Raw genomic sequence first — 26,879 nt, 5'->3', positions numbered from 1 at the left:
AAGAACTGCAACCCGGCTGGCGCCGGGCACCGGGCTCCGCCCGGACCCGCTCCTCAAACGCCGGAGGGGCTGGGGGTGGCGGCGCCAGCCCTCGGGGCTCTGCCCGGACCCGCTCCTCAAACGCCGGAGGGGCTGGGGGTGGCGGCGCCAGCCCTCGGGGCTCTGCCCGGACCCGCTCCTCAAGCGCCGGAGGGGCTGGAGCTGCCCCGCAGGGGCTCAGGTGCCGGCGGGGCCGGGTGTGGTGCGGAGTCGGGTGCGGGCTTCCATCAGGGCGAAGCCCAGGAGGTTGAGGCCCCGCCACCGGGACGGGTCGAGCGCACGCTCGTCGTCCGCGGCGAGGCCGATGCCCCAGATGCGGTCGAGGGGGGAGGCCTCGACGAGGACGCGCTCACCGGTGCCCAGCAGATACCCCGCCAGCTCAGGCGAGGACGCGAACTTGTGCACGCTTCCGGCCACCACGATCGCGAACCGCTCGCGCTTCCACACCGCGTCGTCGAAGCCCCGTACCAGCCGCCCGGCCTTCTTCGCCTCGGCCGGAGTACGGGCGGCCAGCACCGTCGCCTCCGCTTCCGGATCGCCGAACAGCCGCGCCTTGCCGGCCATCATCCAGTGCTCCGCCGTTGCATACGTGACGTCACCGACGGTGAACGGAGAGGGCCACCACTGGCTCAGACAGCTCGGCCCCAGCGACCCGTCCGGACGCGGCCGGTGGCCCCAGAACGGCAGGTACTTCACCCGGTCACCACGCTTGACCTGCTCGATCAGCTTGTCGATCTTCTCCATGCACGCGAGTCTGGCACTCGCCACGGACACTTCGTACGGGATTTACGGATCGACGCGACACATGGTCGACCGATTCCGTCGCGTAATCAAAAGGCAACAACGGAATCACTTGGCGGAGGCTGATGCCTCTGTCAGGATCGGCAATCAATTCGAGCTGGAGCTACGGAGAGCGTGATGGGCAACCGATTCCAGATCAAAGACCGCTTCGCAGACGGTGCGCAGTACATCGACGGGCGGCTCAGGTCCGGTACCTCGGGACAGTCGCACACCGTGGTCGATCCGGCCACCGGAGAGGACGTGCTCACCTATGAGCTGGCCTCCACCGCCGACGTCGACGCGGCCGTCGCCGCGGCCAAGGCGGCCTTCCCCGCCTGGTCCGCCGCCACCCCCGGCGAGCGCTCCGACGCGCTGCACCGGCTGGCCGCCGTCCTCACCGAGCAGGCCGCGGACTTCGCGTTCGCGGAGTCGGTGCAGTGCGGCAAGCCGCTCAAGCTGAGCACCGAGTTCGACGTTCCGGGCACCATCGACAACACCGCGTTCTTCGCGGGCGCCGCCCGGCACCTCCAGGGCCAGGCCGCGGCCGAGTACTCCGGCGACCACACCTCGTACGTACGCCGCGAGGCCATCGGCGTGGTCGGCTCGATCGCGCCGTGGAACTACCCGCTCCAGATGGCCGCCTGGAAGATCCTCCCGGCCATCGCCGCGGGCAACACGATCGTGCTCAAGCCCGCCGAGCTGACCCCGCTGACCTCCCTGATGTTCGCCCAGGCGGCGAAGGAGGCCGGGATCCCCGACGGCGTCGTCAACATCGTCACCGGCGCGGGCCGGGTCGCCGGCGAGCACCTGGTGGGCCACCCCGACGTGGTCATGACCTCCTTCACCGGCTCCACCGGCGTCGGCAAGCGGGTCGCCGAGATCGCCACCGCCACCGTCAAGCGGCTCCACCTGGAGCTCGGCGGCAAGGCCCCCTTCGTCGTCTTCGACGACGCGGACATCGAGGCCGCCGCCCACGGCGCCGTCGCCGGCTCCCTCATCAACACCGGCCAGGACTGCACCGCCGCCACCCGCGCCTACGTCCAGCGCCCCGTCTACGAGGCCTTCGTCGCCCGTACCGCCGAGCTGATGGAGACCGTCCGGCTGGGCGACCCGTTCGCTCCCGGCACCGACCTCGGCCCGCTGGTCTCCCACGCCCAGCGCGACCGCGTCGCCGGCTTCGTCGAGCGGGCCCGCGGCTACGCCACCGTCGTCACCGGCGGCGAGGCCCCGCAGGGCGAGCTGGCCGCCGGCGCCTACTACCGGCCCACCCTGATCACCGGCGCCGCCCAGGACAGCGAAGTGGTCCAGTCCGAGATCTTCGGCCCGGTCCTCGTCGTGCTGCCCTTCGACTCCGACGACGAGGGCATCCGGCTCGCCAACGACACCCCGTACGGCCTCGCCGCCTCCGCCTGGAGCCGCGACGTCTACCGCGCCGGCCGCGCCACCCGCGAGATCAAGGCCGGCTGCGTCTGGGTCAACGACCACATTCCGATCATCAGCGAGATGCCGCACGGGGGCTACAAGGCCAGCGGCTTCGGCAAGGACATGTCGGCGTACTCCTTCGAGGAGTACACGCAGGTCAAGCACGTGATGTACGACAACACCGCGGTGGCGGCCAAGGACTGGCACCGCACGATCTTCGGGGACCGATAGCAGCGCTCCGCTCGACCGGCGGACAACACGACACCCGAAAGGGCACAGCGCATGGAGCAGTACGAGCCCGACCGCCTCTCCGCGGTCCAGCTTGCCGCGATGCGGCGCAGCCTCGAAAGCGGCCGCGGGGCCCTCACCCGCCGGTCGCTGCTGCGCGCCTCCGGCGTCGGGGCGCTCACGGTCGGCGGCCTCGCGGGCCTCGCCGGCTGCGGCATCCCGCCCGCCAAGCGCGAGGGCGGCGACGCACCGGCCTCCGACGACCACTCGGCCACGGAGAAGACGATCAACTTCTCCAACTGGACCGAGTACATGGACGTCAGCGAGGACGAGAAGTCCCGCCCCACGCTGCAGGCGTTCACCAAACGCACCGGGATCAAGGTCAAGTACACCGAGGACATCAACGACAACGTCGAGTTCTTCGGCAAGATCCGCCCCCAGCTCGCCGCGGGCCAGGACACCGGCCGCGACCTGATCGTGGTCACCGACTGGCTCGCCGGCCGCATGATCCGGCTCGGCTGGGCCCAGAAGCTCGACCCCTCGCACCTGCCGCACGCCTTCGCGAACCTGTCCCCGCAGTTCCGCAGCCCCGACTGGGACCCGGGCCGCGCGTACACGTACCCGTGGACCGGCATCTCCACCGTCATCGCCTACAACGCGAAGGCGACCCGCGGCCGGAAGGTCGACTCGGTCACCCAGCTCCTCGACGACCCCGCACTCAAGGGCCGGGTGGGCTTCCTCACCGAGATGCGCGACACCGTCGGCATGACCCTGCTCGACATGGGCAAGGACCCGGCGGACTTCACCGACGCCGACTACGACGCGGCCATCGGACGCCTCCAGAAGGGCGTCGACAAGAAGCAGATCCGCCGCTTCACCGGCAACGACTACACCGCCGACCTCGACAAGGGCGACCTCGCCGCCTGCGTCGCCTGGGCCGGCGACGTCATCCAGCTCCAGGCCGGCAACCCGGACATCAAGTTCGCCATCCCCGCCGCCGGCTACATCACCTCCAGCGACAACCTGCTCGTCCCCGCCAAGGCCCGGCACAAGGCCAACGCCGAGAAGCTCATCGACTACTACTACGAGCTCCCCGTCGCCGCCCAGCTCGCCGCGTACATCAACTACGTCTGCCCCGTCGAGGGAGTCAAGGACGAGCTCGCCAAGATCGACCCGGAGCTCGCGAACAACACCCTGATCGTCCCCGACAAGGCCATGGCGGCGAAGTCCCGCGCCTTCCGCTCCCTGAGCAGCGCGGAGGAGACGGCGTACGAGGAGAAGTTCGCCAAGCTCATCGGCGCCTGACCGGCGTTCCCGCTCCTTTCCGACACCACCCTTTGGGACCGCGACCCATGACTGACAAGACCGCGGGCGGCGATGTCCGCCTCACCGGCATCAGCAAGCACTACGGCTCCTTCACCGCAGTGCACCCGCTGGACCTGACCATCCCGCAGGGCTCGTTCTTCGCCCTGCTCGGCGCGTCCGGCTGCGGGAAGACCACCACGCTGCGCATGATTGCCGGCCTGGAGGAGCCCTCCACCGGCACCGTCCGCCTCGGCGAGCAGGAGGTCACCCACCTGCCGCCGTACAAGCGCCCGGTCAACACCGTGTTCCAGAGCTACGCGCTCTTCCCGCACATGGACATCTTCGAGAACATCGCGTTCGGCCTGCGCCGCCGCGGCATCAAGTCGGTCAAGAAGCAGGTCGACGAGATGATCGAACTGGTCCAGCTCGGCGAGCACGCCCGCAAGAAGCCGCACCAGCTCTCCGGCGGCCAGCAGCAGCGCGTCGCCGTCGCCCGCGCGCTCATCAACCACCCGCAGGTCCTGCTCCTCGACGAGCCGCTCGGCGCCCTCGACCTCAAGCTGCGCCGCCAGATGCAGCTGGAGCTCAAGCGCATCCAGACCGAGGTCGGCATCACCTTCGTGCACGTCACCCACGACCAGGAGGAGGCCATGACCATGGCCGACACGGTCGCGGTCATGAACGGCGGCCGGGTCGAGCAGCTGGGCGCCCCCGCCGACCTGTACGAGAACCCGCGCACCACCTTCGTCGCGAACTTCCTCGGCACCTCCAACCTGATCGAGGCGGCCGTCGAGTCGGCCGGCGACCAGGTCGTCGTCTCCGCTGCAGGAACGACCCTGCGGCTGCCCGGCGCGCGATGTTCGACCACACCCCGCACCGGCGGCAAGCTGCTGGTCGGCGTCCGCCCGGAGAAGCTCTCGCTGGTCCCCGCCGACGAGGAGCACACCATCGCGGCCGGCCGGAACAAGGTCACCGGCCGGATCACCGCCTCCTCCTTCATCGGCGTGTCCACCCAGTTCGTCGTCGACAGCCCGGTCTGCGCCGAGCTGGAGGTGTACGTCCAGAACATCGAGCGCGACGCCCGCCTCACCCCCGGCACCGAGGTCGTCCTGCACTGGAACCCGGAGCACACCTTCGGCCTGGACGCCGCCCAGGACATCGACGCGGGGACCGAGACCGTGGAGGAAGGCGCATGACGGCCACCGCGGCGCCCCCCGCGCCCGCTCCCGAGGCCGAGCCGCCGGTCCACAAGCCCTCCGTCCGCAAGCGGCTGGTGCCGTACTGGCTGCTGCTCCCCGGCATCCTGTGGCTGCTGGTGTTCTTCGTCCTCCCGATGGCCTACCAGGCCTCGACCTCCGTGCAGACGGGATCCCTCGAAGAGGGCTTCCAGGTCACCTGGCACTTCCAGACCTACTGGGACGCCTTCACCGAGTACTACCCGCAGTTCCTGCGCTCCCTGCTGTACGCGGGCACCGCCACCGTGCTCTGCCTGCTGCTGGGCTACCCGCTGGCGTACCTGATCGCCTTCCGGGCCGGACGCTGGCGCAACCTGCTGCTGATCCTCGTGATCGCGCCGTTCTTCACCAGCTTCCTGATCCGCACCCTGGCCTGGAAGACGATCCTGGCCGACAGCGGCCCGGTGGTCGAAGCCCTCAACACCCTCCACGTCCTCGACGTCACCAGCTGGCTGGGCATGACGGAGGGGGAGCGGGTGCTGGCCACCCCGCTCGCCGTGGTCTGCGGTCTGACCTACAACTTCCTGCCGTTCATGATCCTCCCGCTGTACACCTCGCTGGAGCGCATCGACACCCGGCTCCACGAGGCGGCCGGCGACCTGTACGCCACGCCCGCCACCACCTTCCGCAAGGTGACCTTCCCGCTGTCCATGCCGGGCGTGGTCTCCGGCACCCTGCTCACCTTCATCCCGGCGAGCGGCGACTACGTCAACGCGGAGCTGCTCGGCTCCACGGACACCCGGATGATCGGAAACGTCATCCAGTCGCAGTACCTGCGGATCCTCGACTACCCGACGGCGGCCGCGCTGTCGTTCATCCTCATGGCCATCGTGCTGATCATGGTCACCATCTACATCCGCCGAGCGGGGACGGAGGACCTGGTCTGATGAGCGCACCCCTGGGCTGGCTCCGCCGCCACCTCGTCGTCATCGCGGGCCTGGCCACCCTCGCGTACCTGACCCTGCCGAACGTCGTCGTCACGGTGTTCTCGTTCAACAACCCCACCGGGCGGTTCAACTACGCCTGGCAGGAGTTCTCCCTGGAGGCCTGGAAGGACCCGTGCGGGGTCGCCGACATGTGCGGCTCCCTCTCGCTGTCCCTCCAGATCGCCCTGTGGTCGACGATAGGCGCCACCGTGCTCGGCACGATGATCGCCTTCGCGCTCGTCCGCTACCGGTTCCGGGCCCGCGGCGCGGTCAACTCGCTGATCTTCCTGCCGATGGCCATGCCGGAGATCGTGATGGCCGCCTCGCTGCTCGCCCTGTTCCTGAACATGGGCATCGAGCTGGGCTTCTGGACGATTCTGATCGCGCACGTCATGTTCTGCCTCAGCTTCGTCGTGGCCGCCGTCAAGGCGCGCGTGCTCTCGATGGACCCGAGGCTGGAGGAAGCGGCCCGCGACCTGTACGCCGGGCCGGTGCAGACCTTCCTGCGGGTGACGCTGCCGATCGCGGCCCCCGGCATCGCGGCCGGAGCACTGCTCTCGTTCGCGCTGTCCTTCGACGACTTCATCATCACGAACTTCAACTCGGGCAACACCGTCACCTTCCCCATGTTCGTGTGGGGATCGGCGCAGCGGGGTACGCCCGTGCAGATCAACGTCATCGGCACGGCGATGTTCGTCATCGCGGTGCTGGTGGTCCTCGCCGGCCAGGTCGTCAGCAGCCGGCGGCAGAAGCAGAAGCACTGAGCAAGCAGTTCCGTTAGGAGTTGGAAACCATGGCCCCAGTCGCCATGCGTACCGTTGCCTCATCCCTTTCCGAAGCACTGCCGGTCTCGTACTGGCTCGACGACCCCGGCAAGCCCGCACCGCATCCCGCCCTCACCGGGGACGAGCACTGCGACCTCCTCGTCATCGGCGGCGGCTACAGCGGGCTGTGGACCGCCCTCCTCGCCAAGGAGCGCGACCCGCAGCGGGACGTCGTACTGATCGAGAGCCGTGAGGTGGGCTGGGCCGCCTCCGGCCGCAACGGCGGCTTCTGCGCGGCCTCGCTCACCCACGGCCTCTACAACGGTCTCACCCGCTGGCCCGACGAGCTCGCCAAACTGGAGGAGCTGGGCGCCAGGAACCTCGACGCCATCGAGGAGGCCGTCGCCCGCTACGGCATCGACTGCGACTTCGAGCGCACCGGCGAGATCGACGTCGCCACCGAGCCGCACCAGGTCGAGGAGCTGAAGGAGCTGCACGCGGAGGCGGAGCGGCTGGGCCTCGGCGACGGGTACGAGTTCCTCGACCGCGACGCGCTGCGCGCCGAGATCGACTCGCCGACCTTCCTCGGCGGCCTGTGGGACCGCCGCGGCGTGGCCATGCTCAACCCGGCGAAGCTGGCCTGGGGCCTGAAGGAGGCCTGCCTCGGCCTGGGCGTGCGGATCTACGAGAACACCCGCGGCCTGTCGCTGAAGTCCAGCGGGCCCGGCATGGCGGTCGGCACCCCGTACGGCCGGATCCTGGCCCGCCGGGTCGCGCTCGGCACGAACATCTTCCCGTCCCTGGTCAAGCGGATCCGCCCGTACACCGTGCCGGTCTACGACTACGCGCTGATGACCGAGCCGCTGTCGCCGGAGCAGCTGGACGCGATCGGCTGGAAGAAGCGGCAGGGGCTGGGCGACAGCGCCAACCAGTTCCACTACTTCCGGATCACGCCCGACCACCGGATCCTGTGGGGCGGCTACGACGCCATCTACCCGTACGGCGGCAAGCTGGACTCCGAGTACGACCACCGGCCGGAGACCTACCTCAAGCTGGCCGGGCACTTCTTCCACTGCTTCCCGCAGCTGGAGGGGATCCGGTTCAGCCACGCGTGGGGCGGGGCGATCGACACGTGTGCGCGGTTCTCCGCGTTCTTCGGGACCGCGCACTCGGGCAAGGTCGCGTACGCGGCCGGCTACACCGGGCTCGGGGTGGGCGCGACGCGCTTCGGGGCCGACGTCATGCTCGACATGCTCGCGGGGGAGCGGACCGAGCGCACCGAGCTGGAGATGGTGCGGAAGAAGCCGATGCCGTTCCCGCCGGAGCCGTTCAAGTGGACCGGGATCTCGCTGACCAAGTGGTCGCTGGCGCGGGCCGACGAGCGGGCCGGGCGGCGGAACCTGTGGCTGAAGACGCTGGACCGGTTCGGGCTGGGCTTCGACAGCTGAGCCGGCCGGGCCGCTGATCCGATCATCCAGGGTGGTGCGCCCCCGGCCGTGGGGCGCACCACCCTGGCGCGCGTGCGCCCCCGTGCTCCCAGGCGGGGTGCGGACCCGCGTCACGATCCGGACCCGGCCCGGTCTCGCCTCGTAGGACTGCTTCTACGAACGAGGAGACCGGGCGATGAACACAGCGGGGGTCAGGGGTGCGCTGGAGTGGCTGGCGGGGGCGGCGCCGGATCCGGCGGCCTGCCGCTTCGAGTGGGAGCGCAACCCGCTGGGGGTGGTGCTGCTGCCGGCCGGGCGGCGGTGGGACGTGCTGATCCTGCCGGGTGATCTGGCGCGGCCTGCGTTCGTTGTGCTGAGCCGGCTGGTGGTGCGGACGGGGCCGGTGCTGGCGGATTTCGGCGAGGACCGGCTGGGGTTCTTCGTGCCGCCGGGGACGGCGGCGCGGTGGCTGGGCACCGGCATCAGGGCCGCCGGGTCCGGTACCTGGATCGCCGTCCCGCACCCTGCGCGTGAGTGCGGCGGCATCCACTGGGTCGTCCCCCCGGACGCCGCCGGCACCCTGACCGACCCGGTCCTGCTGGAACTGGCCCTCCACGAAGCCGCCGCCGGCGACCCGACCTAGGATCCGTCGTCGGACTCCTGCCCGCCCCGGTCTCCGGGGCGGAGCCACAGGGGGGTGAGGAGGAGGGCGCTCAGGAGGAGGCTGGCGGCCACGTCCAGCGGCCAGTGGAAGCCGCGGAGGACCAGTCCGGCAGCGGTGGCCGCCGTCAGGAGCAGCGCGGCCGGCACCGGCCAGCGGTGCCGGACGTACGGCCGGACGAGCAGCGCCGCACCCACGTACGCGACGGCCGCCGTGGCCGTGTGCCCGGACGGGAAGTAGCCGGAAGCCCACGGCTCCAGCGGCCCCGGCCGCCCCGTCCACTCCTTCAGCGGCACGATCACCGCCGGCACCAGCGCCATCGCCGCCCCCGCGGCGACCGGCGCCCGCCACGACCGCCCGCGCCGGTACGCGTACCCCATCGCCAGTGCCAGCACCGGCACCGCGACCGGGATGTTCCCGAGGTCCGCGAGCCGCTCGGTGACGTGATCCGGCACGGTACGCACCACCGCCCGGCTGATCCGCTCGTCCGGCACCAGCAGCGGCCCGGAGACGAGCACCTGCCAGGTGGCCAGCGCGAACAGGACCAGCGCGGCGAGCGGCAGGAGAACGAGAAGGGCCGGCCGTCCCGGAACAGGGGGGATGGTTCCGCGACGGCCGGCCGGACCGGTGCGGCCTGCGCCCCGGGGGGTGTGGGGCGGGCAGCCGTCCGGTCGGTGAGGAGTGTGCGCGAGCGCATGCCCGGATCGGAGCTGGGGAAGCCCGGAACCGGAGTCGTCCGCAGTGCCCTGCGGCCGAGGTGTTTCACTCATCTGCAGAAACCGTACGGCAGCGGAAAGGGGACCGACAGCAGGAATGCGCACCCGCCATCGGCCCCCCACACCATCTTCACAGCGCCCGCCGGTTACCGGTGGTACCGCGCCGTGGTGTCCGGACAGACGTTCCAGACGTTCGATCAGATGGCCGCGAGCGCGGCCTCGATGACGTCCAGGCCCTCGTTCAGGAGGTCCTCGCCGATGACGATCGGCGGCAGGAAGCGGAGCACGTTGCCGTACGTGCCGCAGGTGAGGACGAGGACGCCCTCCGCGTGGCAGTACTTGGCCAGCGCGGCCGCGGCCTCCGGGTTCGGGGTCTTGGCGACCGGGTCCTTGACGAGCTCGATGGCGATCATGGCGCCGCGGCCGCGAACGTCACCGATGATCTCGTGCTTCTCCTGCATGGCCGTCAGACGGGCCTTCATCAGGGACTCGATCTTCTTCGCCTTGGCGTTGAGGTCGAGCTCCTTCATGGTCTCGATGGCGCCGAGCGCACCGGCGCAGGCCACCGGGTTGCCGCCGTAGGTGCCGCCCAGGCCGCCGGCGTGCGGGGCGTCCATGATCTCGGCGCGGCCGGTGACGGCGGCGAGCGGCAGACCGCCCGCGATGCCCTTGGCGGTCGTGATCAGGTCGGGGACGATGCCCTCGTCCTCACACGCGAACCACTGGCCGGTGCGGCAGAAGCCGGACTGGATCTCGTCGGCCACGAAGACGATGCCGTTGTCGTTGGCGAACTTCACGATCGCCGGCAGGAAGCCCTTGGCCGGCTCGATGAAGCCGCCCTCGCCGAGCACCGGCTCGATGATGATCGCGGCGACGTTCTCGGCGCCGATCTGCTTGGTGATCTGGTCGATGGCCTGGGCGGCGGCCTCGGGGCCGCAGTTCTCCGGGCCGGTGGGCCAGCGGTAGCCGTAGGCGACCGGCACGCGGTAGACCTCGGGGGCGAACGGGCCGAAGCCGTGCTTGTACGGCATGTTCTTCGCCGTCAGCGCCATCGTGAGGTTGGTGCGGCCGTGGTAGCCGTGGTCGAAGACGACGACGGCCTGGCGCTTGGTGTACGCACGGGCGATCTTGACGGCGTTCTCGACGGCCTCGGCGCCGGAGTTGAACAGTGCCGACTTCTTCGCGTGGTCGCCCGGGGTCAGCTCGGCGAGGGCCTCGCAGACCTCGACGTAGCCCTCGTACGGGGTCACCATGAAGCAGGTGTGGGTGAAGTCGGCCAGCTGCGCCGAGGCGCGGCGCACGACGGCCTCGGCGGAGGCGCCCACGGAGGTCACGGCGATGCCGGAACCGAAGTCGATCAGGCGGTTGCCGTCGATGTCCTCGATGATGCCGCCGTCCGCGCGCGCCGTGAAGACGGGCAGCACGGAGCCCACGCCACCGGCCACCGTGTTCAGGCGCCGGGCCTGCAGCTCCTGCGACTTCGGGCCGGGAATCGCGGTGACGAGCTTGCGCTCCTGCGGGACAGCAGTCATGGAGGCTCCTGGGGGGTTTCGGACGCACTTGTGTCTTTGTCCGCAGGCTAGGCCCGGCAGGGGGTCCGAGGCATGCTCCACGAGGGAGTGGTCCCCGCGTGTCCTTGTCCGCGGCGGCCATAGGGAGTGTCGCGCCGCGGATGCCTGTATCACCGTCACGGCAGGCGGGGGGCACTAGATTGAGCGGCGCAGTACGGAATCACCGTCAGGGGGCAGGGGTTCATGGACACCGAAGGCACGCACGGTACGGCCAGGAACACGGAGGTACCCCGTCCGGCCGGACCCCCGGCCGTCCCTCCGGGAAGCGCACCGTGGGTGCCTCCGCTGCCTGCTCACGCCCCGGGCACTGGGCCGGCTCTCGCTGAGTGGCTGCGCGCACCCCGACCCGACGCTGAGCCCGGCGTCTGGCGACAAGGCCACGTACCCCGCCCGGCAGAGCAGTCCGACAGCACGCCCGACCGGGCACTGGCCAGCGGCGCCGCCATCTCCTTCCTCGCGTGCGTCCTGCTGTGGTCCCTGCTGGAGAACGGTTACATCCCGTACTGGGATTTGCTGCCGAAGCTGTTTACCCCCAGGGGTTGGTGGGAGCTCGGCCGCCCCGAGGGCCATGCTGCCATGGCCACGTTGGAGGCGTACCGGCTCATGCTGACCGGTCTCCTGCTGTATGGATTCGGACGCCTCGGCAGCTGGCGAATCGCCTTCGACCGCCTCGTTGCTGAACGCGGCCGAGGCGCCCGGGTCGGCTTCGCCGCGGCGACTGCGGTCGTCACCTTCGCCCTCGTGCAGTCGCAGGTGCTTCCGGTCCATCCGCTTGCCTTCAGCCACCTGCCGTACGAGAAGCTCGGCATGACGTCACTCGGCGCTGTGGGCCTCCTGCTGTACTGCGCGATCTATCTGCCTCTCCTGTGGTTCGTTGCCCGCTTGGCAGGTTGGACTGGCCGCCGTACAGCAGCCGCCCCCTTGCCTCCTGTGCCTTCCGTGCCGAGCCCCGAAGCCGACCCCGCAGGCTGGTCCCCCCTGCGGGCTGCCGGGCTGGGGGACGTGGCCGACCGGCTGGCCGGGGAGGCCGCGAGCGGGCGGATGAACGACGTGGACTACGTGCGGATCCGGCGGGCCTGGCAGTCCGTGCAGGCCGATCCGACCCGGCTGCGGGCCTTCGGCGACGCCGTGCGGGAGCGCGGGGCCGGTGCCTGCGTCCACCCCTCCACCGCGCGCGACCTCCCGGTCCGGGCCGCCCGCCACGACCTCGTCGTACGGCAGGTCCGCATCGGCACCGTCGACCCCGGCGCCCGCAACCCGTACCCGCGCCGCGGCACCGGACTCGCACTCGACCCCGACGTGCTCGGCACCTCCCTCGTCGCCGTCGGCCCCTCCGGCGCCGGCAAGACCCGCCGCCTGGTGCGGCCCGTCGTCGAATCCCTGGCCCTCCAGGCCCTGGCCGGCCAGGCCGCCGTGATCGCCGTCGCCGCCGCCGGCACCCCGCTCGGCCCGGACGAGGCGTACGACGTCGTGGTCCGCATCGGCGACCCCGCCTCCGTCTACGACCTCGACCTCTACGGCGGCACCACCGACCCCGACGAGGCCGCCGCCCTGCTCGCCGAGGGCCTCGCCGGCGAGGCACCCGGCGAGGGCAGCCGACGGGCCGCCACCGTGCTCGCCCAGCTGCTCGGCCCGTTCCGCGCCGCCCACGGCCGCTTCCCCGCCGTCCCCGAACTGCGCGAACTCCTCGACGGCGGCCCCGCCGCCCACACCGCCCTGCGCACCGCCCTCCAGGCCGCCGGCGAGCACGCCATGCTCCGCGAGCTCGACGCCCGGGAACGGCAGGCCGGGTCCGCCGCCGACCCCGCCGCCCTCCTCGCCGACCGCATCGCCCTCCTCGACCGCCCCGCCTTCGCCGGCTTCTTCGACACCTCCGGCCGCGGCCGCCCGTTCTCCCTGCGCTCCCTCGAACACCCGCTGCGGGTCCGCATCGACCTGCCCGAGCGCGGCCACGCCGAGGCCTCCCGGATGCTGGCCCGGCTGCTCCTCGCCCAGTTCACCGCCGGCGCCGCCGCCCGAACCGACCGCTCCCTGTTCGCCTGCCTGGTCCTCGACGACGCCGCGCACACCCTCACGGCCGAGACCGTCCGCGCCGTCCAGCGGCTGCGCTCCGCCCACGCCGGCGTGGTGCTGCCGCTGCGCACCCTGGACGACGTACCGGAGCAGCTGCGGACTCCGCTGTTCGGAGCGGTCGGCTGCCGGATGGCGTTCTCCGGCGTCACCACCTGGGACGGCAAGCGGTTCGCCGAGGCGTGGGGCACCGAATGGGTGGAGGCCCGCGACGTCACCAGCCGCACCGTCTACGCCGACCAGCCGCTCACCCGCATGGTCAACTCCTTCCGCAAGCTGGTCACCGGCAAGGCCGTCACCACCGACGCCGTCACCGTCCGCCAGGTCGAACGGGAGCGCTGGTCGGCCTCCGAGCTCGCGCACGCCGTCCCGGCCGGCCACGCGGTGCTGTCCCTGACCTCGGTCCGCGGGGAGCGCACCCCTCCGCTCCTCGTGGATCTGGACGGCTGATGTCCCGACCCTGACGAGGTGGCAGAATCGAACTACGGCGTTCATACGCCACGGCGAAAACCCGTCCCGCTGCTCCCCCTGAAAGCCCCGGTGCCGATGCCGCTCACCCTCGCCTCGCTCGTCCAGCACTCGGCGCTCAAGCTCCGCGTCCGGGCGGGGGAGAACCGGCTGGACACCCCGGTCCGCTGGGCCCACGTCAGCGAGCTCGCCGACCCCGTCCCCTACATGGAGGGCGGGGAACTGCTGCTGATCACGGCGATGAAGCTGGACGCCGGCGACCCCGACGAAATGCGTCGCTACGTGCGCAGGCTCGCCGGCGCCGGTGTCGTCGGCATCGGCTTCGCCATCGGCGTCAACTACGAGGAGATCCCCGAGGCCCTCCTCGAAGCGGCCCGCGCCGAGGACCTGCCGCTCCTGGAGGTGCCCCGCCGCACCCCCTTCCTCGCCATCAGCAAGGCCGTCTCCGCCGCCCTCGCCGCCGACCAGTACCGCGCCGTCACCGCCGGCTTCGAGGCCCAGCGCGAACTCACCCGGGCCGCCCTCTCCGCCGACGGCCCCGCCGAACTCCTCAGCCGCCTCGCCGCCCACGTCCAGGGCTGGGCCGCGCTCTACGACGCCTCCGGCATGGTCGTCGCCGCCGCCCCCGACTGGGCCGCCCGCCGCGCCGCCCGCCTCACCGCCGACGTGGAACGGCTCCGCGAGCGCCCGGCCCCCGCCAGCGCCGTCGTGGGCGGCGCAGAGGACCGCGTCGAACTCCAGTCCCTGGGCACCGGCCGCCGCCCCCGCGGCGCCCTCGCCGTCGGCACCGGCGCCCCCCTCGGCACCGCCGAGCGGTACGCCGTCCACTCCGCCGTCGCCCTGCTCACCCTCATCACCGAACGGTCCCGCTCCCTGCACGATGCCGAGGCCCGGCTCGGCGCGGCCGTCCTCAGCATGCTGCTGGAAGGCCAGTACGCCCACGCCCTGCCGGTCGCCGGCGCCCTGCACGCCGGCCTGCTCGACCGGCCGTTCCGCCTGGTCCTCGCCCAGGCCACGGCCCCCGAACCGCTGGCCCTGCTCGCCGACGCCGTCGAATCCGCCGCCGCCCGCGCCGGCGAACCCGTCCTCGTCGTCCCCGAGCCCGCCGCCGGCCGCCTCGTCGTCCTCGCCACCGACGGCGGGGCCGCCCTCCAGGCCTGCATCGACCACACCGAAGCCCTCGAAGGCGGCGAGCCCGGCAGCGGTGAGCACCGCGCCGACCTCGTCGTCGGACTCTCCGCCCCGGCCCGCCCGCAGACCGCCCCCGAGGCCCTCACCCAGGCCGACCAGGCCCTCGCCGTCGCCCGCCGGCGCGGCCGCGCCCTCGTCGAACACGAGGAGCTGGCCGCCGGCTCGGTCCTGCCGCTGCTCGCCGATGACGCCGTCCGGGCCTTCGCCGACGGCACCCTGCGCGCCCTGCGCGAACACGACGAGAAGGGCCGCGGCGACCTCGTCGCCTCCCTGCACGCCTGGCTCTCCCGGCACGGCCAGTGGGACGCCGCGGCCGCCGACCTCGGCGTGCACCGCCACACCCTGCGCTACCGGATGCGGCGCGTCGAGGAGATCCTCGGCCGCTCCCTCGACGACCCGGACGTCCGCATGGAGCTGTGGCTCGCCCTCAAGGCCACCAGCGCCCCCGTCCCCACCGCCGTCCCCGTCCCCGTCGCCGCGGACGCCGACAGCGGCTGAGACCTCCGGCCGGCCTGAGAGCTCCGGCCGGCCTGTGACCTCCGGCCGGCCGGCCGGACAGTGCCAAACCGGAGCGGCCGCCCCGCAACGTGCTCCAGAGCGGACAAGCGCCGAAATCGGCGGATCCCCCTACGGTGGGAGGGACAACCCCCACCGCACAGATCCGAAGGGCCGGGACCCGCATGACTTCCACCCACGCCTTCTGGCTCGCCGGCCGCCAGGCCACCGGCGAGGACAGCTTCGACGTCCACAACCCGTGGGACGGCCGTCTCGTCGGCACCGTCAGCGTGCCCACCGACGCCCAGGTCGAAGAGGCCGTGGCCGCGGCGCACGCCGTGACGGCGGAGTTCTCCGCGACCCCCGCGCACGTACGCGCCGCCGCCCTGGACCACGTGTCCAAGCGCCTGGCCGAGCGCACCGAGGAGATCGCCCAGCTGATCTCCGCCGAGAACGGCAAGCCCATCAAGTGGGCGCGCGGCGAGGTCGGCCGTGCGGTGTCCGTGTTCCGCTTCGCCGCAGAAGAGGCCCGCCGCTTCAACGGCGGAGAGTCCCAGCGCCTCGACACCGACGCCGGCGGCAACGGCCGCCTCGCGCTGGTCCGCCGCTTCGTCAAGGGCCCGGTCCTCGGCATCGCCCCGTTCAACTTCCCGCTGAACCTGTGCGCCCACAAGGTCGCCCCGGCCATCGCCGTCGGCGCGCCGATCATCCTGAAGCCGGCCCCGGCCACCCCGCTGTCCGGCCTCATCCTCGGCGAGCTGCTCGCCGAGACCGACCTGCCGGCCGGCTCCTGGTCCGTGCTGCCCGTCGCCAACGCCAAGATGCCGGCGCTGGTCCAGGACGACCGCCTGCCCGTCATCTCCTTCACCGGTTCCGACACCGTCGGCTACGCCATCCAGCAGTCGGTGCCCCACAAGCACTGCACCCTGGAGCTCGGCGGCAACGCCGCCGCCGTGGTCCTCGGCGACTGGGCCTCCGAGGCCGACCTCGACTGGGCCGCCACCCGCATCGCGACCTTCTCGAACTACCAGGCCGGCCAGTCCTGCATCTCCGTGCAGCGCGTGATCGCCGACGCCTCGGTCTACGACCGCCTCGCCGAGAAGGTCGTCGCCAAGGTCCAGGCCCAGGTCACCGGCGACCCGTCCGACGACGCCACCGACGTCGGCCCGCTCGTCTCCGAGGACGCCGCCAAGCGCGTCGAGTCCTGGGTGGACGAGGCCGTCTCCGCGGGCGCCAAGCTGCTCGCCGGCGGCAAGCGCGAGGGCGCCTCGTACGAGCCCACCGTGCTCGCCGACCTGCCCGACGGCGTCACCCTGGCCTGCGAGGAGGTCTTCGGACCGGTCCTCACCCTGCACAGGGTCGAGAACACGGACGAGGCCTTCGCCAAGGTCAACGACTCCAAGTTCGGCCTCCAGGCCGGCGTGTTCACCCACGACGTCCAGACCGCCTTCCGCGCCCACCGCGAGCTGGAGGTCGGCGGCGTGATCATCGGCGACGCCCCCTCCTACCGCGCCGACCAGATGCCGTACGGCGGCGCCAAGCAGTCCGGCGTGGGCCGCGAGGGCGTCCGCTACGCGATGGACGACTACACGTACGAGCGCGTCCTGGTCCTGACCGGCCTCGACCTCTGATCCCGTACGCCCACATGGCCGACGGCCGGAGCCCACTGTGCGGGGGCTCCGGCCGTCCCCCTTTTCCCGCGCGGGCGAAGCGGGTACGACTCACAGGTAGCACCAGCCGGTAATCCGGCGATCCGATGAGTCATCCGACTTCGGCGGCGAGGTGAGTCCCCTCATGTCCGCAACACAGCCCGCACAGCCCAAGGTGACCGAACGCGAAGCGCGGCAGGTCGCGGAAGCGGCCCGGGAACAGGACTGGCGCAAACCCAGTTTCGCCAAGGAACTGTTCCTCGGCCGGTTCCGGCTCGACCTGATCCACCCCCACCCGCTCCCCGGCGACGAGGACGTCCGGCGCGGCGAGGCCTTCCTCGCCCGGCTGCGCGAGTTCTGCGAGCACGAGATCGACGGCGCCCGCATCGAACGCGAGGCCCGCATCCCCGACGAGACCGTCCGCGGCCTCAAGGAGCTCGGCGCCCTCGGCATGAAGATCGACCCGAAGTACGGCGGCCTCGGCCTCACCCAGGTCTACTACAACAAGGCCCTCGCCCTGGTCGGCACCGCCAGCCCCGCCATCGGAGCACTGCTCTCCGCCCACCAGTCCATCGGCGTGCCGCAGCCCCTGAAGATCTTCGGGACCCAGGAGCAGAAGGACGCCTTCCTGCCCCGCTGCGCCACCACCGACCTCACCGCCTTCCTGCTCACCGAGCCGGACGTCGGCTCCGACCCGGCCCGCCTCGCCACCACCGCCGTCCCCGACGGCGAGGACGGGTACGTGCTCGACGGCGTGAAGCTGTGGACCACCAACGGCGTGGTCGCCGACCTGCTCGTGGTCATGGCCCGGGTGCCCCGCAGCGAAGGCCACCCCGGCGGCATCACCGCCTTCGTCGTCGAAGCCGGCTCGCCCGGCATCACCGTCGAGCACCGCAACGCCTTCATGGGCCTGCGCGGCCTGGAGAACGGCGTCACCCGCTTCCACCAGGTCCGGGTGCCCGCCGCGCACCGCATCGGCCCCGAGGGCGCCGGTCTCAAGATCGCCCTCACCACCCTCAACACCGGCCGGCTCTCGCTGCCCGCGATGTGCGTGGGCGCCGGCAAGTGGTGCCTGAAGATCGCCCGCGAATGGTCCGGCGTACGCGAGCAGTGGGGCCGGCCGGTCGCGAAGCACGAGGCCGTCGGCGCGAAGATCTCCTTCATCGCCGCCACCACCTTCGCCCTGGAAGCCGTCGTCGACCTCGCCTCCCAGATGGCCGACGAGGACCGCAACGACATCCGCATCGAAGCGGCCCTCGCCAAGCTCTACGGCAGCGAGATGGCCTGCCTGATGGCCGACGAACTCGTCCAGATCCGCGGCGGCCGCGGCTTCGAGACCGCCGACTCCCTCGCCGCCCGCGGCGAACGGGCCGTACCCGCCGAGCAGATGCTGCGCGACCTGCGCATCAACCGGATCTTCGAGGGCTCCACCGAGATCATGCACCTGCTGATCGCGCGGGAGGCCGTCGACGCCCACCTCTCGGTCGCCGGCGACCTCATCGACCCCGACAAGGACCTCGGCGACAAGGCCCGCGCCGGCGCCCGCGCCGCCGGCTTCTACGCCCGCTGGCTGCCCCGGCTGGCCGCCGGCTCCGGACAGCTGCCCGGCACCTTCCGCGAGTTCCACCCGCGCGGCCACACCGACCTCTCCCCGCACCTGCGCTACATCGAGCGCAGCGCCCGCAAACTCGCCCGCTCCACCTTCTACGCCATGTCCCGCTGGCAGGGCCGCATGGAGACCAAGCAGGGCTTCCTCGGCAGGATCGTGGACATCGGCGCCGAGCTGTTCGCGATGAGCGCGGCCTGCGTGCGCGCCGAGCACCTGCGGGTCTCCGGTGACCACGGCCGCGAGGCCTATCAGCTCGCGGACGCGTTCTGCCGGCAGTCCCGGCTGCGCACCGAGGAGCTCTTCGGCCGCCTCTGGGCGAACACCGACGACCTCGACCGCAAGGTCGTCGACGGCGTCCTGTCCGGGACATACGCCTGGCTCGAAGAGGGCGTCGTCGACCCCTCGGGCGAGGGGCCCTGGATCGCCGACGCCACCCCCGGCCCGTCCCGGCACAAGAACGTGCACCGCCCGATCCGCTGAACCCGGGAGGCCCGGTCACGAGGAGGGCGGGCACCGGCAACAATGGGGGGATGAGCGACAGTCCAGCCCCCCTCGCCGACCCGCACCTCCTCTTCGACGCCGCGGACGGCCGCCGGGACATCGTGGTCCTCGGCTCCACCGGGTCCATCGGGACCCAGGCCGTGGACCTGGTCCTGCGCAACCCCGACCGGTTCCGGGTGACCGGGCTGTCCGCGGCCGGCGGCCGGGTGGGCCTGCTCGCCGAGCAGGCCCGGCTGCTGCGGGTCGCCACGGTGGCCGTGGCCGACGAAGCGGCCGTGCCCGCCCTCCGCGAGGCGCTCGCCGCGCAGTACGGCGGAGAGCCGCTGCCGGAGGTCCTCGCCGGGCCCGGCGCGGCCGCCCAGCTCGCCGCCTCCGAGTGCCACACCGTCCTCAACGGCATCACCGGCTCCATCGGCCTCGCGCCCACCCTGGCCGCCCTCGAAGCCGGCCGCACCCTCGCCCTCGCCAACAAGGAGTCGCTGATCGTCGGCGGCCCGCTGGTCAAGGCGCTGGCCAAGCCCGGCCAGATCATCCCCGTGGACTCCGAGCACGCCGCCCTCTTCCAGGCGCTGGCCGCCGGCAGCCGCGCCGACGTCCGCAAGCTCGTCGTCACCGCCTCCGGCGGCCCGTTCCGCGGCCGCACCCGCGCCGAGCTGGCCCGCGTCACCGTGGAGGACGCGCTCGCCCACCCCACCTGGGCGATGGGCCCCGTGATCACCGTCAACTCGGCCACCCTCGTGAACAAGGGCCTGGAGGTGATCGAGGCGCACCTCCTCTACGACATCCCCTTCGAGCGCATCGAGGTGGTCGTCCACCCCCAGTCGTACGTCCACTCGATGGTGGAATTCACGGACGGCTCCACCCTCGCCCAGGCCACCCCGCCGGACATGCGCGGCCCGATCGCCCTCGGCATCGGCTGGCCCGAGCGGGTCCCGGACGCGGCCCCCGCCTTCGACTGGACCAAGGCCTCCACCTGGGAGTTCTTCCCGCTGGACACCGAGGCCTTCCCGTCCGTCGGCCTGGCCCGGCACGTGGGCGCGCTCGGCGGCACCGCACCGGCCGTCTTCAATGCGGCGAACGAGGAATGCGTCGACGCCTTCCTCGCCGGTCGGCTGCCGTTCACAGCAATCACGGATACCGTCACCGCTGTGGTCGAAGACCACGGGACGCCGCGTACGGGAACTTCGCTCACCCTCGCGGACGTCCTCGAAGCGGAGACCTGGGCCCGGGCCCGGGCCAGGGAGCTGGCGGCGAAGGCCGCAGTGGAGGCGCGCGCATGACCCTTCTCATGACGGTCCTCGGGATGGTCGTGTTCGCGATCGGCCTGCTCGTCTCCATCGCGTGGCACGAGCTGGGGCACCTGTCGACGGCCAAGTGGTTCGGCATCCGCGTCCCGCAGTACATGGTCGGCTTCGGCCCGACCATATGGTCGCGGAAGAAGGGCGAGACCGAGTACGGCATCAAGGCCATCCCGATGGGCGGCTACATCCGCATGATCGGGATGTTCCCGCCCGGCGAGGACGGCAAGGTCACCGTCCGCTCCACCTCCCCGTTCCGCACGATGATCGAGGACGCCCGGTCGGCCGCGTACGAGGAGCTCGAGCCGGGCGACGAGAAGCGGCTGTTCTACACGCGCAAGCCGTGGAAGCGCGTCATCGTGATGTTCGCCGGACCGTTCATGAACCTGGTCCTGGCCGTGGTGATCTTCGTCGGCGTGCTGATGACCTTCGGGCTCAACACCCAGACCACCACCGTCGGCTCGGTGTCCGCCTGCGTCATCCAGCAGAGCGAGAAGCGCACCGAGTGCACCGCCAAGGACCGCGAGGCCCCCGCCAAGGCGGCCGGCCTCAAGGCCGGCGACAGGATCGTCGCCTTCAACGGGCGCGAGGTGGCCGACTGGTCCTCGCTGCAGAAGGACATCCGCGGCACCATCGGCCCCGCCACCCTCACCGTGGAGCGCGCGGGACAGCGCCTGGACCTGCACGCGGACCTGATCGAGAACCGGGTCGCCAAGACCGACGGCGACGGCCGCTACGTCAAGGACGAGTACGTCACCGCCGGCTTCCTCGGCTTCGCCCCCGCCGTCGGGTACGTCGACCAGTCCTTCGGACAGGCCGTCGGCCAGATGGGCGACATGTTCGAGGCCGGCGTGGACTCGCTGGTCGCCCTGCCGGGCAAGGTCCCGGCGCTGTGGGACGCGGCCTTCAACGGGGCCGAGCGCGAGCAGGACTCCCCGATGGGCATCGTCGGCGCGGCCCGGGTCAGCGGCGAGATCTTCAGTCTGGACATCCCGCCGCAGTACCAGCTGGAGTTCTTCCTGAAGCTGCTGGCCGGCTTCAACCTGTCGCTGTTCCTGTTCAACATGCTGCCGCTGCTGCCCCTGGACGGCGGGCACATCGCGGGCGCCCTGTGGGAGTCGGTCCGCCGGCACACCGCACGGCTGTTCCGCCGCCCCGACCCCGGCCCGTTCGACGTGGCGAAGCTGATGCCCGTCGCGTACGTCGTGGCCGGCGTGTTCGTCTGCTTCACCGTGCTCGTGATGGTCGCGGACGTGGTCAACCCGATCAAGATTTCGTAGCGCGGACGTCCGTATACCGCGGCGGCAGGGGGCCGGGCACGCTTTGTGCCCGGCCCCCTACGTTCGGGTGGCGGGCCCGGGGCGCATGCACGGAGCGGCCTCTGGTTGGCGTAATCTCGAAGGCTGGAGCCCGCCGATATCGGGACCTTGATCCACACCTTGGGGTTGCACAGCAGATGACTGCGATTTCTCTCGGAATGCCCGCCGTGCCGACGAAGCTCGCCGACCGTCGGGTCAGCCGCAAGATTCAGGTCGGTTCCGTGGCCGTCGGCGGCGACGCGCCCGTCTCGGTGCAGTCCATGACGACCACCCGGACCTCGGACATCGGCGCCACCCTCCAGCAGATCGCCGAGCTGACCGCCTCCGGCTGCCAGATCGTCCGCGTGGCCTGCCCGACCCAGGACGACGCCGACGCCCTCGCGGTCATCGCGAAGAAGTCGCAGATCCCGGTCATCGCCGACATCCACTTCCAGCCGAAGTACGTCTTCGCGGCGATCGACGCCGGCTGCGCCGCCGTCCGGGTGAACCCGGGCAACATCAAGCAGTTCGACGACAAGGTCAAGGAGATCGCGCGGGCCGCCAAGGACGCGGGCACCCCGATCCGCATCGGCGTCAACGCCGGCTCCCTCGACGCCCGCCTGCTCAAGAAGTACGGCAAGGCCACCCCCGAGGCGCTGGTCGAGTCCGCGCTGTGGGAGGCCTCCCTCTTCGAGGAGCACGACTTCCGCGACATCAAGATCTCGGTCAAGCACAACGACCCGGTCGTCATGGTCGAGGCCTACCGCCAGCTCGCCGCCCAGTGCGACTACCCGCTGCACCTCGGCGTCACCGAGGCCGGCCCCGCCTTCCAGGGCACCATCAAGTCCGCCGTCGCCTTCGGCGCGCTCCTCTCCCAGGGCATCGGCGACACCATCCGGGTCTCCCTCTCCGCCCCGCCGGCCGAGGAGATCAAGGTCGGCATCCAGATCCTCGAATCCCTCAACCTGCGCCAGCGCCGCCTGGAGATCGTCTCCTGCCCGTCCTGCGGCCGTGCCCAGGTCGACGTCTACAAGCTCGCCGAGGAGGTCACCGCAGGCCTGGAGGGCATGGAGGTCCCGCTCCGCGTCGCCGTCATGGGCTGCGTCGTCAACGGCCCCGGCGAGGCCCGCGAGGCCGACCTCGGCGTCGCCTCCGGCAACGGCAAGGGCCAGATCTTCGTCAAGGGCGAGGTCATCAAGACCGTCCCCGAGTCCAAGATCGTGGAGACCCTCATCGAAGAGGCGATGAAGATCGCCGAGCAGATGGAGAAGGACGGCATTCCGAGCGGCGAGCCCACCGTCGCCATCGGCGTCTGATCCGCCACCGCTTTCACACCGGCCCCGGTCCCGTCCGCGCAGCTCGCGGGGGGTGCCGGGGCCGCTGCGTGACCGACGCGGGGCGGCGCCGCGGCCTGCCGCCGGGTACAGTGCGGAGATCAGCAGACTTGCATGGTGAGGCCCCGACAGTGTTGACGCAGACCACCACCCGGGTCCTCGAGCCCAGCGATCTCGACGCCGCGCTTGAGGTGCTCGACCGCGACCCCGTCGCCAACGCCTTCGTCACCTCGCGGGTCCGGGTGGCCGGGCTCGACCCGTGGCGCCTGGGCGGCGAGATGTGGGGCTGGTACGCGAACGGCGAACTCCGCTCGCTCTGCTACGCCGGCGCCAACCTGGTCCCCGTCTGCGCCTCCCCGGAGGCCGTCCGCGCCTTCGCCGACCGCGCCCGGCGCACCGGCCGCCGCTGCTCCTCCATCGTCGGCCCCGCCGAGGCCACCGCCCAGCTGTGGCGGTTGCTGGAACCCAGCTGGGGCCCGGCCCGCGACGTCCGCGCCCACCAGCCGCTGATGGTGACCGAGCAGCCGTCCGCCGAGATCGCCCCCGACCCGCTGGTCCGCCGGGTCCGCAAGAACGAGATGGACGCGATCATGCCCGCGTGCGTCGCCATGTTCACCGAGGAGGTCGGGGTCTCCCCGCTCGCCGGTGACGGCGGCCTGCTCTACCAGGCCCGGGTCGCCGAGCTCGTCGGTTCCGGCCGCTCCTTCGCCCGCTTCGAGGACGGCAAGGTCGTCTTCAAGGCGGAGATCGGCGCGGCCACCGCCCGGGCCTGCCAGATCCAGGGCGTCTGGGTGGCCCCCGAGTACCGCGGCCGCGGCCACTCCGAGACCGGCATGGCGGCCGTGGTGGACTTCGCCCTCCGCGACGTCGCCCCCGTGGTCAGCCTCTACGTCAACGACTTCAACACCGCCGCCCGCGCCGCCTACCGCCGCGTCGGCTTCCGCGAGGTCGGCGCGTTCATGAGCGTGCTCTTCTGACCTGCCCGCCGGCCGGCCCGCCCGGCCCGCCGGCCCCGCGGGATCAGGGCCGTTTTCCCGTACCGGCGCGCAGGCGGGCGAAGTAAGGTCGCGGCATGCCGCATGCACCCGGGGGCACCCCCCGCCTCCCCGCCGGAGTCGTGATCGGGCCGCTGGACCTGGGCGCCCGCGTCGACGAGGCCCTCGACGTCCAGGCCCTCGCCTTCGGTCTGACCGACGACGAGATCGCCATCCGCCAGCACATCGTGCAGCGCCACATGGACTGCCCCGGGGCCCGCGCGCTCGGCGCCACCGACCGGGAGGGCGCACTCGTCGGCTTCGTCTACGGCATGCCCAACGACCGCGCCCACTGGTGGTCCGGCGTGGTCGAGCCGTACCTGCGCGACTGCGGCCGCGAGCACTGGCTCGACGACGCCTTCGTCATCACCGAACTCCACGTCCACCCCGGCTTCCAGGGCCGCGGGGTGGGCCGCACCCTGATCACGCAGATCACCGACGGCGCCGGCCAGCCCCGCTCGATCCTGTCCGCCATCGACATCGAGAGCCCGGCCCGCGGCCTCTACCGGGCCCTCGGCTACACCGACCTGGCCCGCCGGGTGCACTTCCCCAGCGCCGCGCAGCCGTACGCCGTCATGGGCGCTCCACTGCCGCTGGTCCGGCCTCCGCAGGACTGACGGGATCCGCCGCGGCCGGCGGCTCCGGCGCGCCGGCCGCGGCCGGTGGCTGCCCCTGCTGCTGGGCCGCACGTTCCAGGAACCGCAGCAGCTCCACCGGGAACGGCAGCACCAGGGTCGAGTTCTTCTCCGCCGCCACCGCCACCACCGTCTGCAGCAGCCGCAGCTGGAGCGCGGCCGGCTGGTCGGACATCACCGCGGCCGCCTCCGCCAGCTTCCGCGACGCCTGCAGCTCCGCGTCCGCGTTGATCACCCGGGCCCGGCGCTCACGGTCCGCCTCGGCCTGACGGGCCATCGACCGCTTCATCGTCTCCGGCAGCGACACGTCCTTGATCTCCACCCGGTCGATCTGCACGCCCCAGCCGACCGCCGGACTGTCGATCATCAGCTCCAGGCCCTGGTTGAGCTTCTCCCGGTTCGACAGCAGGTCGTCCAGGTCGCTCTTGCCGATGATCGAACGCAGCGAGGTCTGCGCCATCTGGGAGACCGCGAACCGGTAGTCCTCCACCTCGACGATCGCGTTCGCCGGGTCGACGACCTTGAAGTACACGACCGCGTCCACCCGGACCGTCACGTTGTCCCGGGTGATGCCCTCCTGGGCCGGCACCGGCAGCGTCACGATCTGCATGTTCACCTTGTGCAGCCGGTCCACCCCGGGCACGACCATCGTGAAACCGGGCGGCCGCACGCCCTCGCGCAGCCGACCGAAGCGGAACACCAGGCCCCGCTCGTACTGCTTGACCACCCGGGCGGCGGCCCCGACGTACACGGCGGTCCCGGTGGCCGCGGCCACCGCCGCCGTCAGCAGTTCCTCGACCATGACGGACCCCTGCCAGGCGTGCCTACACCTACGGTATGCCCGGCCGCCGGTCCTACAACCAGCCCGCGAACTCCAGCAGCAGTTCCGCTTCCCGGCGCCGCCCGGCGGCCGCCGCGCGCGCCCCCGACTCGACCGCCCGGTACAGGGTCCAGCCCCGCAGCCGGACCGGATCCACGTCCAGGGACTCAGCCAGCCGGTTCACCCGCCGCCGCACGCCTGCGGCCCCCGTCGTCGCCGCGACCAGGTCGTCCAGCCGGTCCCGCACCAGGCGCGCCAGGTCGTACGCCCGCTCGCCGACCACCGGGTCCGGGCCCACCGCCAGCCACGGCGCCCGCTCGCCCGCCAGCACCTTGCCCTGCCGGAACGCGCCGTGCAGCAACAGCTCCTCGGGCGGTGCGGCCGTCAGCTCGTCCTGAGCCGCCAGCGCCGCCCCGGCCAGTTCCCGCAACTGCTCCGGCGCCTCCCGCAGCCGCTCCGCCTCCCGACCGGTGCGCTCTGCGACGGTCTCGAACGGGTGCCCGGCCGGCGGCTGCACCCACAGCCGGCGGATCGTGCCCGAGGCCTCCAGCAGCGCCTTCGCCTCCGGCAGGGAGCGCAGCGACACCTCCGGATGGAGCCGTTCCAGCAGCAGCCCGCCGTCGTCGTGCCGGGTGTCGAGGACCCGTACGGCGCCGAAGCCGCCCCAGTGGGCCAGCGCGGCCTCCTCCCGGTCGGGCCGGGCGCACGGCGGGGCCAGCTTCAGCGTGGCGGGCGTGCCGTCGGCGTACCGGACCAGCACCACCAGGCTGGAGCGGCCGCCCGGGGCCTGGACCCGCTGGGCGGTGAGCCCGCGCTCGGCCAGGGCCCGCCCGGTCAGGGCGGGCAGGGCGCCCAGCCATTCGGCGGTGCGCTCCTCAGGGGCCCCGGGCATCTCGCCGAGCGCCCGTACAAGCCGCTCCGGCGGTTCGAAAGCCATGCTTGTGAGGTCCCTTTCAGCGGTTTTCAGCTCGTCGTGGCTCGTTCCGGTCGTTCCGTGAGCCCAGGGAAGGCTACGCCGACACCGCGCCAGCGTGCCGCCCGCACGGCCGCCTCGCGCATCGCGTCGGCCGCACCGCGGCGCAGCGGACCCTGCGCCGCCCGCACCAGGTCGGAGTAGGCGCCCGCGATCCGGTCCTCGATCCCGGCCGCCAGCCCGACCGCCTCCGCCGGCGTGCGCACCGGCGCGGGCAGGGCGTACGCGGCCTCCGAGGCGCGGGGCGCGCCGCCGAGGGAACGCACCGTACGGGTGAGGGCGTCGCGGCGGGCGACGTGCCCGGCGTGGGCCTGCCGGGCCTCGGCGGCCCGGTCGTCGGCGCTGCGGGCGCCGACGACGCCGTAGCCGTACACGGCCGCGTGCTCGGCCGCCAGGGCCGCCTGCACGGCCGGCAGGACGGCCGCGGCCG

22 protein-coding genes are annotated in these 26,879 nt (G+C 72.2%); 16 read left to right on the top strand and 6 right to left on the bottom strand.

The window, feature by feature from the left end:
• Positions 1 to 216: 216 nt before the first annotated feature.
• Entirely contained in the window at positions 217 to 783 is a 567-nt protein-coding gene (gene ybiA / locus LG634_RS35320; RefSeq protein ID WP_226740274.1) for a riboflavin biosynthesis intermediates N-glycosidase, read from the bottom strand.
• Between the two features lie 174 nt (positions 784 to 957).
• On the opposite strand from ybiA, the gene LG634_RS35315 reads away from it, so the two are divergent.
• The 7 genes from LG634_RS35315 to LG634_RS35285 all read left to right on the top strand — a co-directional run bounded on the left by LG634_RS35315 (position 958) and on the right by LG634_RS35285 (position 8,769).
• Entirely contained in the window at positions 958 to 2,472 is a 1,515-nt protein-coding gene (locus tag LG634_RS35315) for a gamma-aminobutyraldehyde dehydrogenase (protein WP_226740271.1), read from the top strand.
• A gap of 51 nt (positions 2,473 to 2,523) precedes the next feature.
• Positions 2,524 to 3,774, top strand: coding sequence for a polyamine ABC transporter substrate-binding protein (locus tag LG634_RS35310; protein WP_226740269.1), 1,251 nt, complete (start codon positions 2,524 to 2,526; stop codon positions 3,772 to 3,774).
• 47 nt (positions 3,775 to 3,821) lie between these two features.
• On the top strand, positions 3,822 to 4,970 hold the full coding sequence (locus tag LG634_RS35305; protein ID WP_226740267.1) for an ABC transporter ATP-binding protein: 1,149 nt from the start codon (positions 3,822 to 3,824) through the stop codon (positions 4,968 to 4,970).
• On the top strand, positions 4,967 to 5,896 hold the full coding sequence (locus tag LG634_RS35300; RefSeq protein ID WP_226740265.1) for an ABC transporter permease: 930 nt from the start codon (positions 4,967 to 4,969) through the stop codon (positions 5,894 to 5,896). The genes LG634_RS35305 and LG634_RS35300 overlap by 4 nt, the downstream gene beginning before the upstream one ends.
• Positions 5,896 to 6,699, top strand: coding sequence for an ABC transporter permease (locus LG634_RS35295; protein ID WP_226740263.1), 804 nt, complete (start codon positions 5,896 to 5,898; stop codon positions 6,697 to 6,699). The genes LG634_RS35300 and LG634_RS35295 overlap by 1 nt, the downstream gene beginning before the upstream one ends.
• Before the next feature lie 29 nt (positions 6,700 to 6,728).
• Positions 6,729 to 8,147: an NAD(P)/FAD-dependent oxidoreductase gene (locus LG634_RS35290; RefSeq protein ID WP_226740261.1), complete on the top strand. Its 1,419-nt coding sequence runs from the start codon at positions 6,729 to 6,731 to the stop codon at positions 8,145 to 8,147.
• Positions 8,148 to 8,322: 175 nt separating this feature from the next.
• Complete coding sequence (locus LG634_RS35285) at positions 8,323 to 8,769, top strand: hypothetical protein (protein WP_226740259.1); 447 nt, start codon at positions 8,323 to 8,325, stop codon at positions 8,767 to 8,769.
• On the opposite strand, the gene LG634_RS35280 is transcribed toward LG634_RS35285, so the two are convergent.
• Both LG634_RS35280 and gabT read right to left on the bottom strand, forming a co-directional pair.
• Positions 8,766 to 9,557 carry a phosphatase PAP2 family protein gene (locus tag LG634_RS35280; RefSeq protein WP_226740257.1) on the bottom strand — a complete coding sequence of 264 codons (792 nt, stop codon included), beginning with the start codon at positions 9,555 to 9,557 and terminating at the stop codon, positions 8,766 to 8,768. The genes LG634_RS35285 and LG634_RS35280 overlap by 4 nt on opposite strands.
• A 143-nt stretch (positions 9,558 to 9,700) precedes the next feature.
• On the bottom strand, positions 9,701 to 11,035 hold the full coding sequence (gene gabT / locus LG634_RS35275; RefSeq protein ID WP_226740256.1) for a 4-aminobutyrate--2-oxoglutarate transaminase: 1,335 nt from the start codon (positions 11,033 to 11,035) through the stop codon (positions 9,701 to 9,703).
• A 222-nt stretch (positions 11,036 to 11,257) separates the two neighbouring features.
• Between gabT and LG634_RS35270 the strand changes: the two genes are divergently transcribed.
• From LG634_RS35270 to LG634_RS35230, 9 genes are all read left to right on the top strand, one after another.
• A complete protein-coding gene (locus LG634_RS35270) occupies positions 11,258 to 13,594 on the top strand; it encodes an ATP/GTP-binding protein (RefSeq protein ID WP_226740254.1) in 2,337 nt (778 codons plus the stop codon).
• A 96-nt stretch (positions 13,595 to 13,690) separates the two neighbouring features.
• On the top strand, positions 13,691 to 15,301 hold the full coding sequence (locus LG634_RS35265) for a PucR family transcriptional regulator (protein ID WP_226740279.1): 1,611 nt from the start codon (positions 13,691 to 13,693) through the stop codon (positions 15,299 to 15,301).
• A 182-nt stretch (positions 15,302 to 15,483) separates the two neighbouring features.
• Entirely contained in the window at positions 15,484 to 16,929 is a 1,446-nt protein-coding gene (locus LG634_RS35260; RefSeq protein ID WP_226740251.1) for an aldehyde dehydrogenase family protein, read from the top strand.
• 163 nt (positions 16,930 to 17,092) lie between these two features.
• The gene (locus LG634_RS35255; protein WP_226740249.1) at positions 17,093 to 19,036 is read left to right on the top strand and encodes an acyl-CoA dehydrogenase family protein; all 1,944 of its coding nucleotides are present in this window, start codon (positions 17,093 to 17,095) and stop codon (positions 19,034 to 19,036) included.
• Positions 19,037 to 19,086: 50 nt separating this feature from the next.
• Positions 19,087 to 20,337, top strand: a complete 1,251-nt coding sequence (dxr, locus tag LG634_RS35250) for a 1-deoxy-D-xylulose-5-phosphate reductoisomerase (RefSeq protein ID WP_226740247.1) — start codon at positions 19,087 to 19,089, stop codon at positions 20,335 to 20,337.
• Positions 20,334 to 21,635 (top strand): M50 family metallopeptidase, encoded by a 1,302-nt coding sequence (locus LG634_RS35245; protein ID WP_226740245.1) that lies wholly within the window; start codon positions 20,334 to 20,336, stop codon positions 21,633 to 21,635. The genes dxr and LG634_RS35245 overlap by 4 nt, the downstream gene beginning before the upstream one ends.
• Positions 21,636 to 21,811: 176 nt before the next feature.
• A complete protein-coding gene (ispG, locus tag LG634_RS35240; protein WP_226740243.1) occupies positions 21,812 to 22,969 on the top strand; it encodes a flavodoxin-dependent (E)-4-hydroxy-3-methylbut-2-enyl-diphosphate synthase in 1,158 nt (385 codons plus the stop codon).
• 152 nt (positions 22,970 to 23,121) lie between these two features.
• Entirely contained in the window at positions 23,122 to 23,964 is an 843-nt protein-coding gene (locus LG634_RS35235; RefSeq protein ID WP_226740277.1) for a GNAT family N-acetyltransferase, read from the top strand.
• A gap of 95 nt (positions 23,965 to 24,059) precedes the next feature.
• On the top strand, positions 24,060 to 24,638 hold the full coding sequence (locus LG634_RS35230) for a GNAT family N-acetyltransferase (protein WP_226740241.1): 579 nt from the start codon (positions 24,060 to 24,062) through the stop codon (positions 24,636 to 24,638).
• On the opposite strand, the gene LG634_RS35225 is transcribed toward LG634_RS35230, so the two are convergent.
• The 3 genes from LG634_RS35225 to LG634_RS35215 form a co-directional block, all read right to left on the bottom strand.
• Positions 24,595 to 25,458 carry a slipin family protein gene (locus tag LG634_RS35225; protein ID WP_226740240.1) on the bottom strand — a complete coding sequence of 288 codons (864 nt, stop codon included), beginning with the start codon at positions 25,456 to 25,458 and terminating at the stop codon, positions 24,595 to 24,597. The two genes, LG634_RS35230 and LG634_RS35225, sit on opposite strands and share 44 nt — an antisense overlap.
• Before the next feature lie 52 nt (positions 25,459 to 25,510).
• Positions 25,511 to 26,413 (bottom strand): aminoglycoside phosphotransferase family protein, encoded by a 903-nt coding sequence (locus LG634_RS35220; RefSeq protein ID WP_226740238.1) that lies wholly within the window; start codon positions 26,411 to 26,413, stop codon positions 25,511 to 25,513.
• Between the two features lie 26 nt (positions 26,414 to 26,439).
• The coding region (locus LG634_RS35215; RefSeq protein ID WP_372482552.1) for a ferritin-like domain-containing protein at positions 26,440 to 26,879 on the bottom strand (440 nt) is incomplete at its 5' end.

Origin of the sequence: Streptomyces bambusae (assembly GCF_020532645.1) — a bacterium.
Taxonomy (GTDB): domain Bacteria; phylum Actinomycetota; class Actinomycetes; order Streptomycetales; family Streptomycetaceae; genus Streptomyces; species Streptomyces bambusae.
This window is presented reverse-complemented; position numbering and strand designations above follow the sequence as displayed.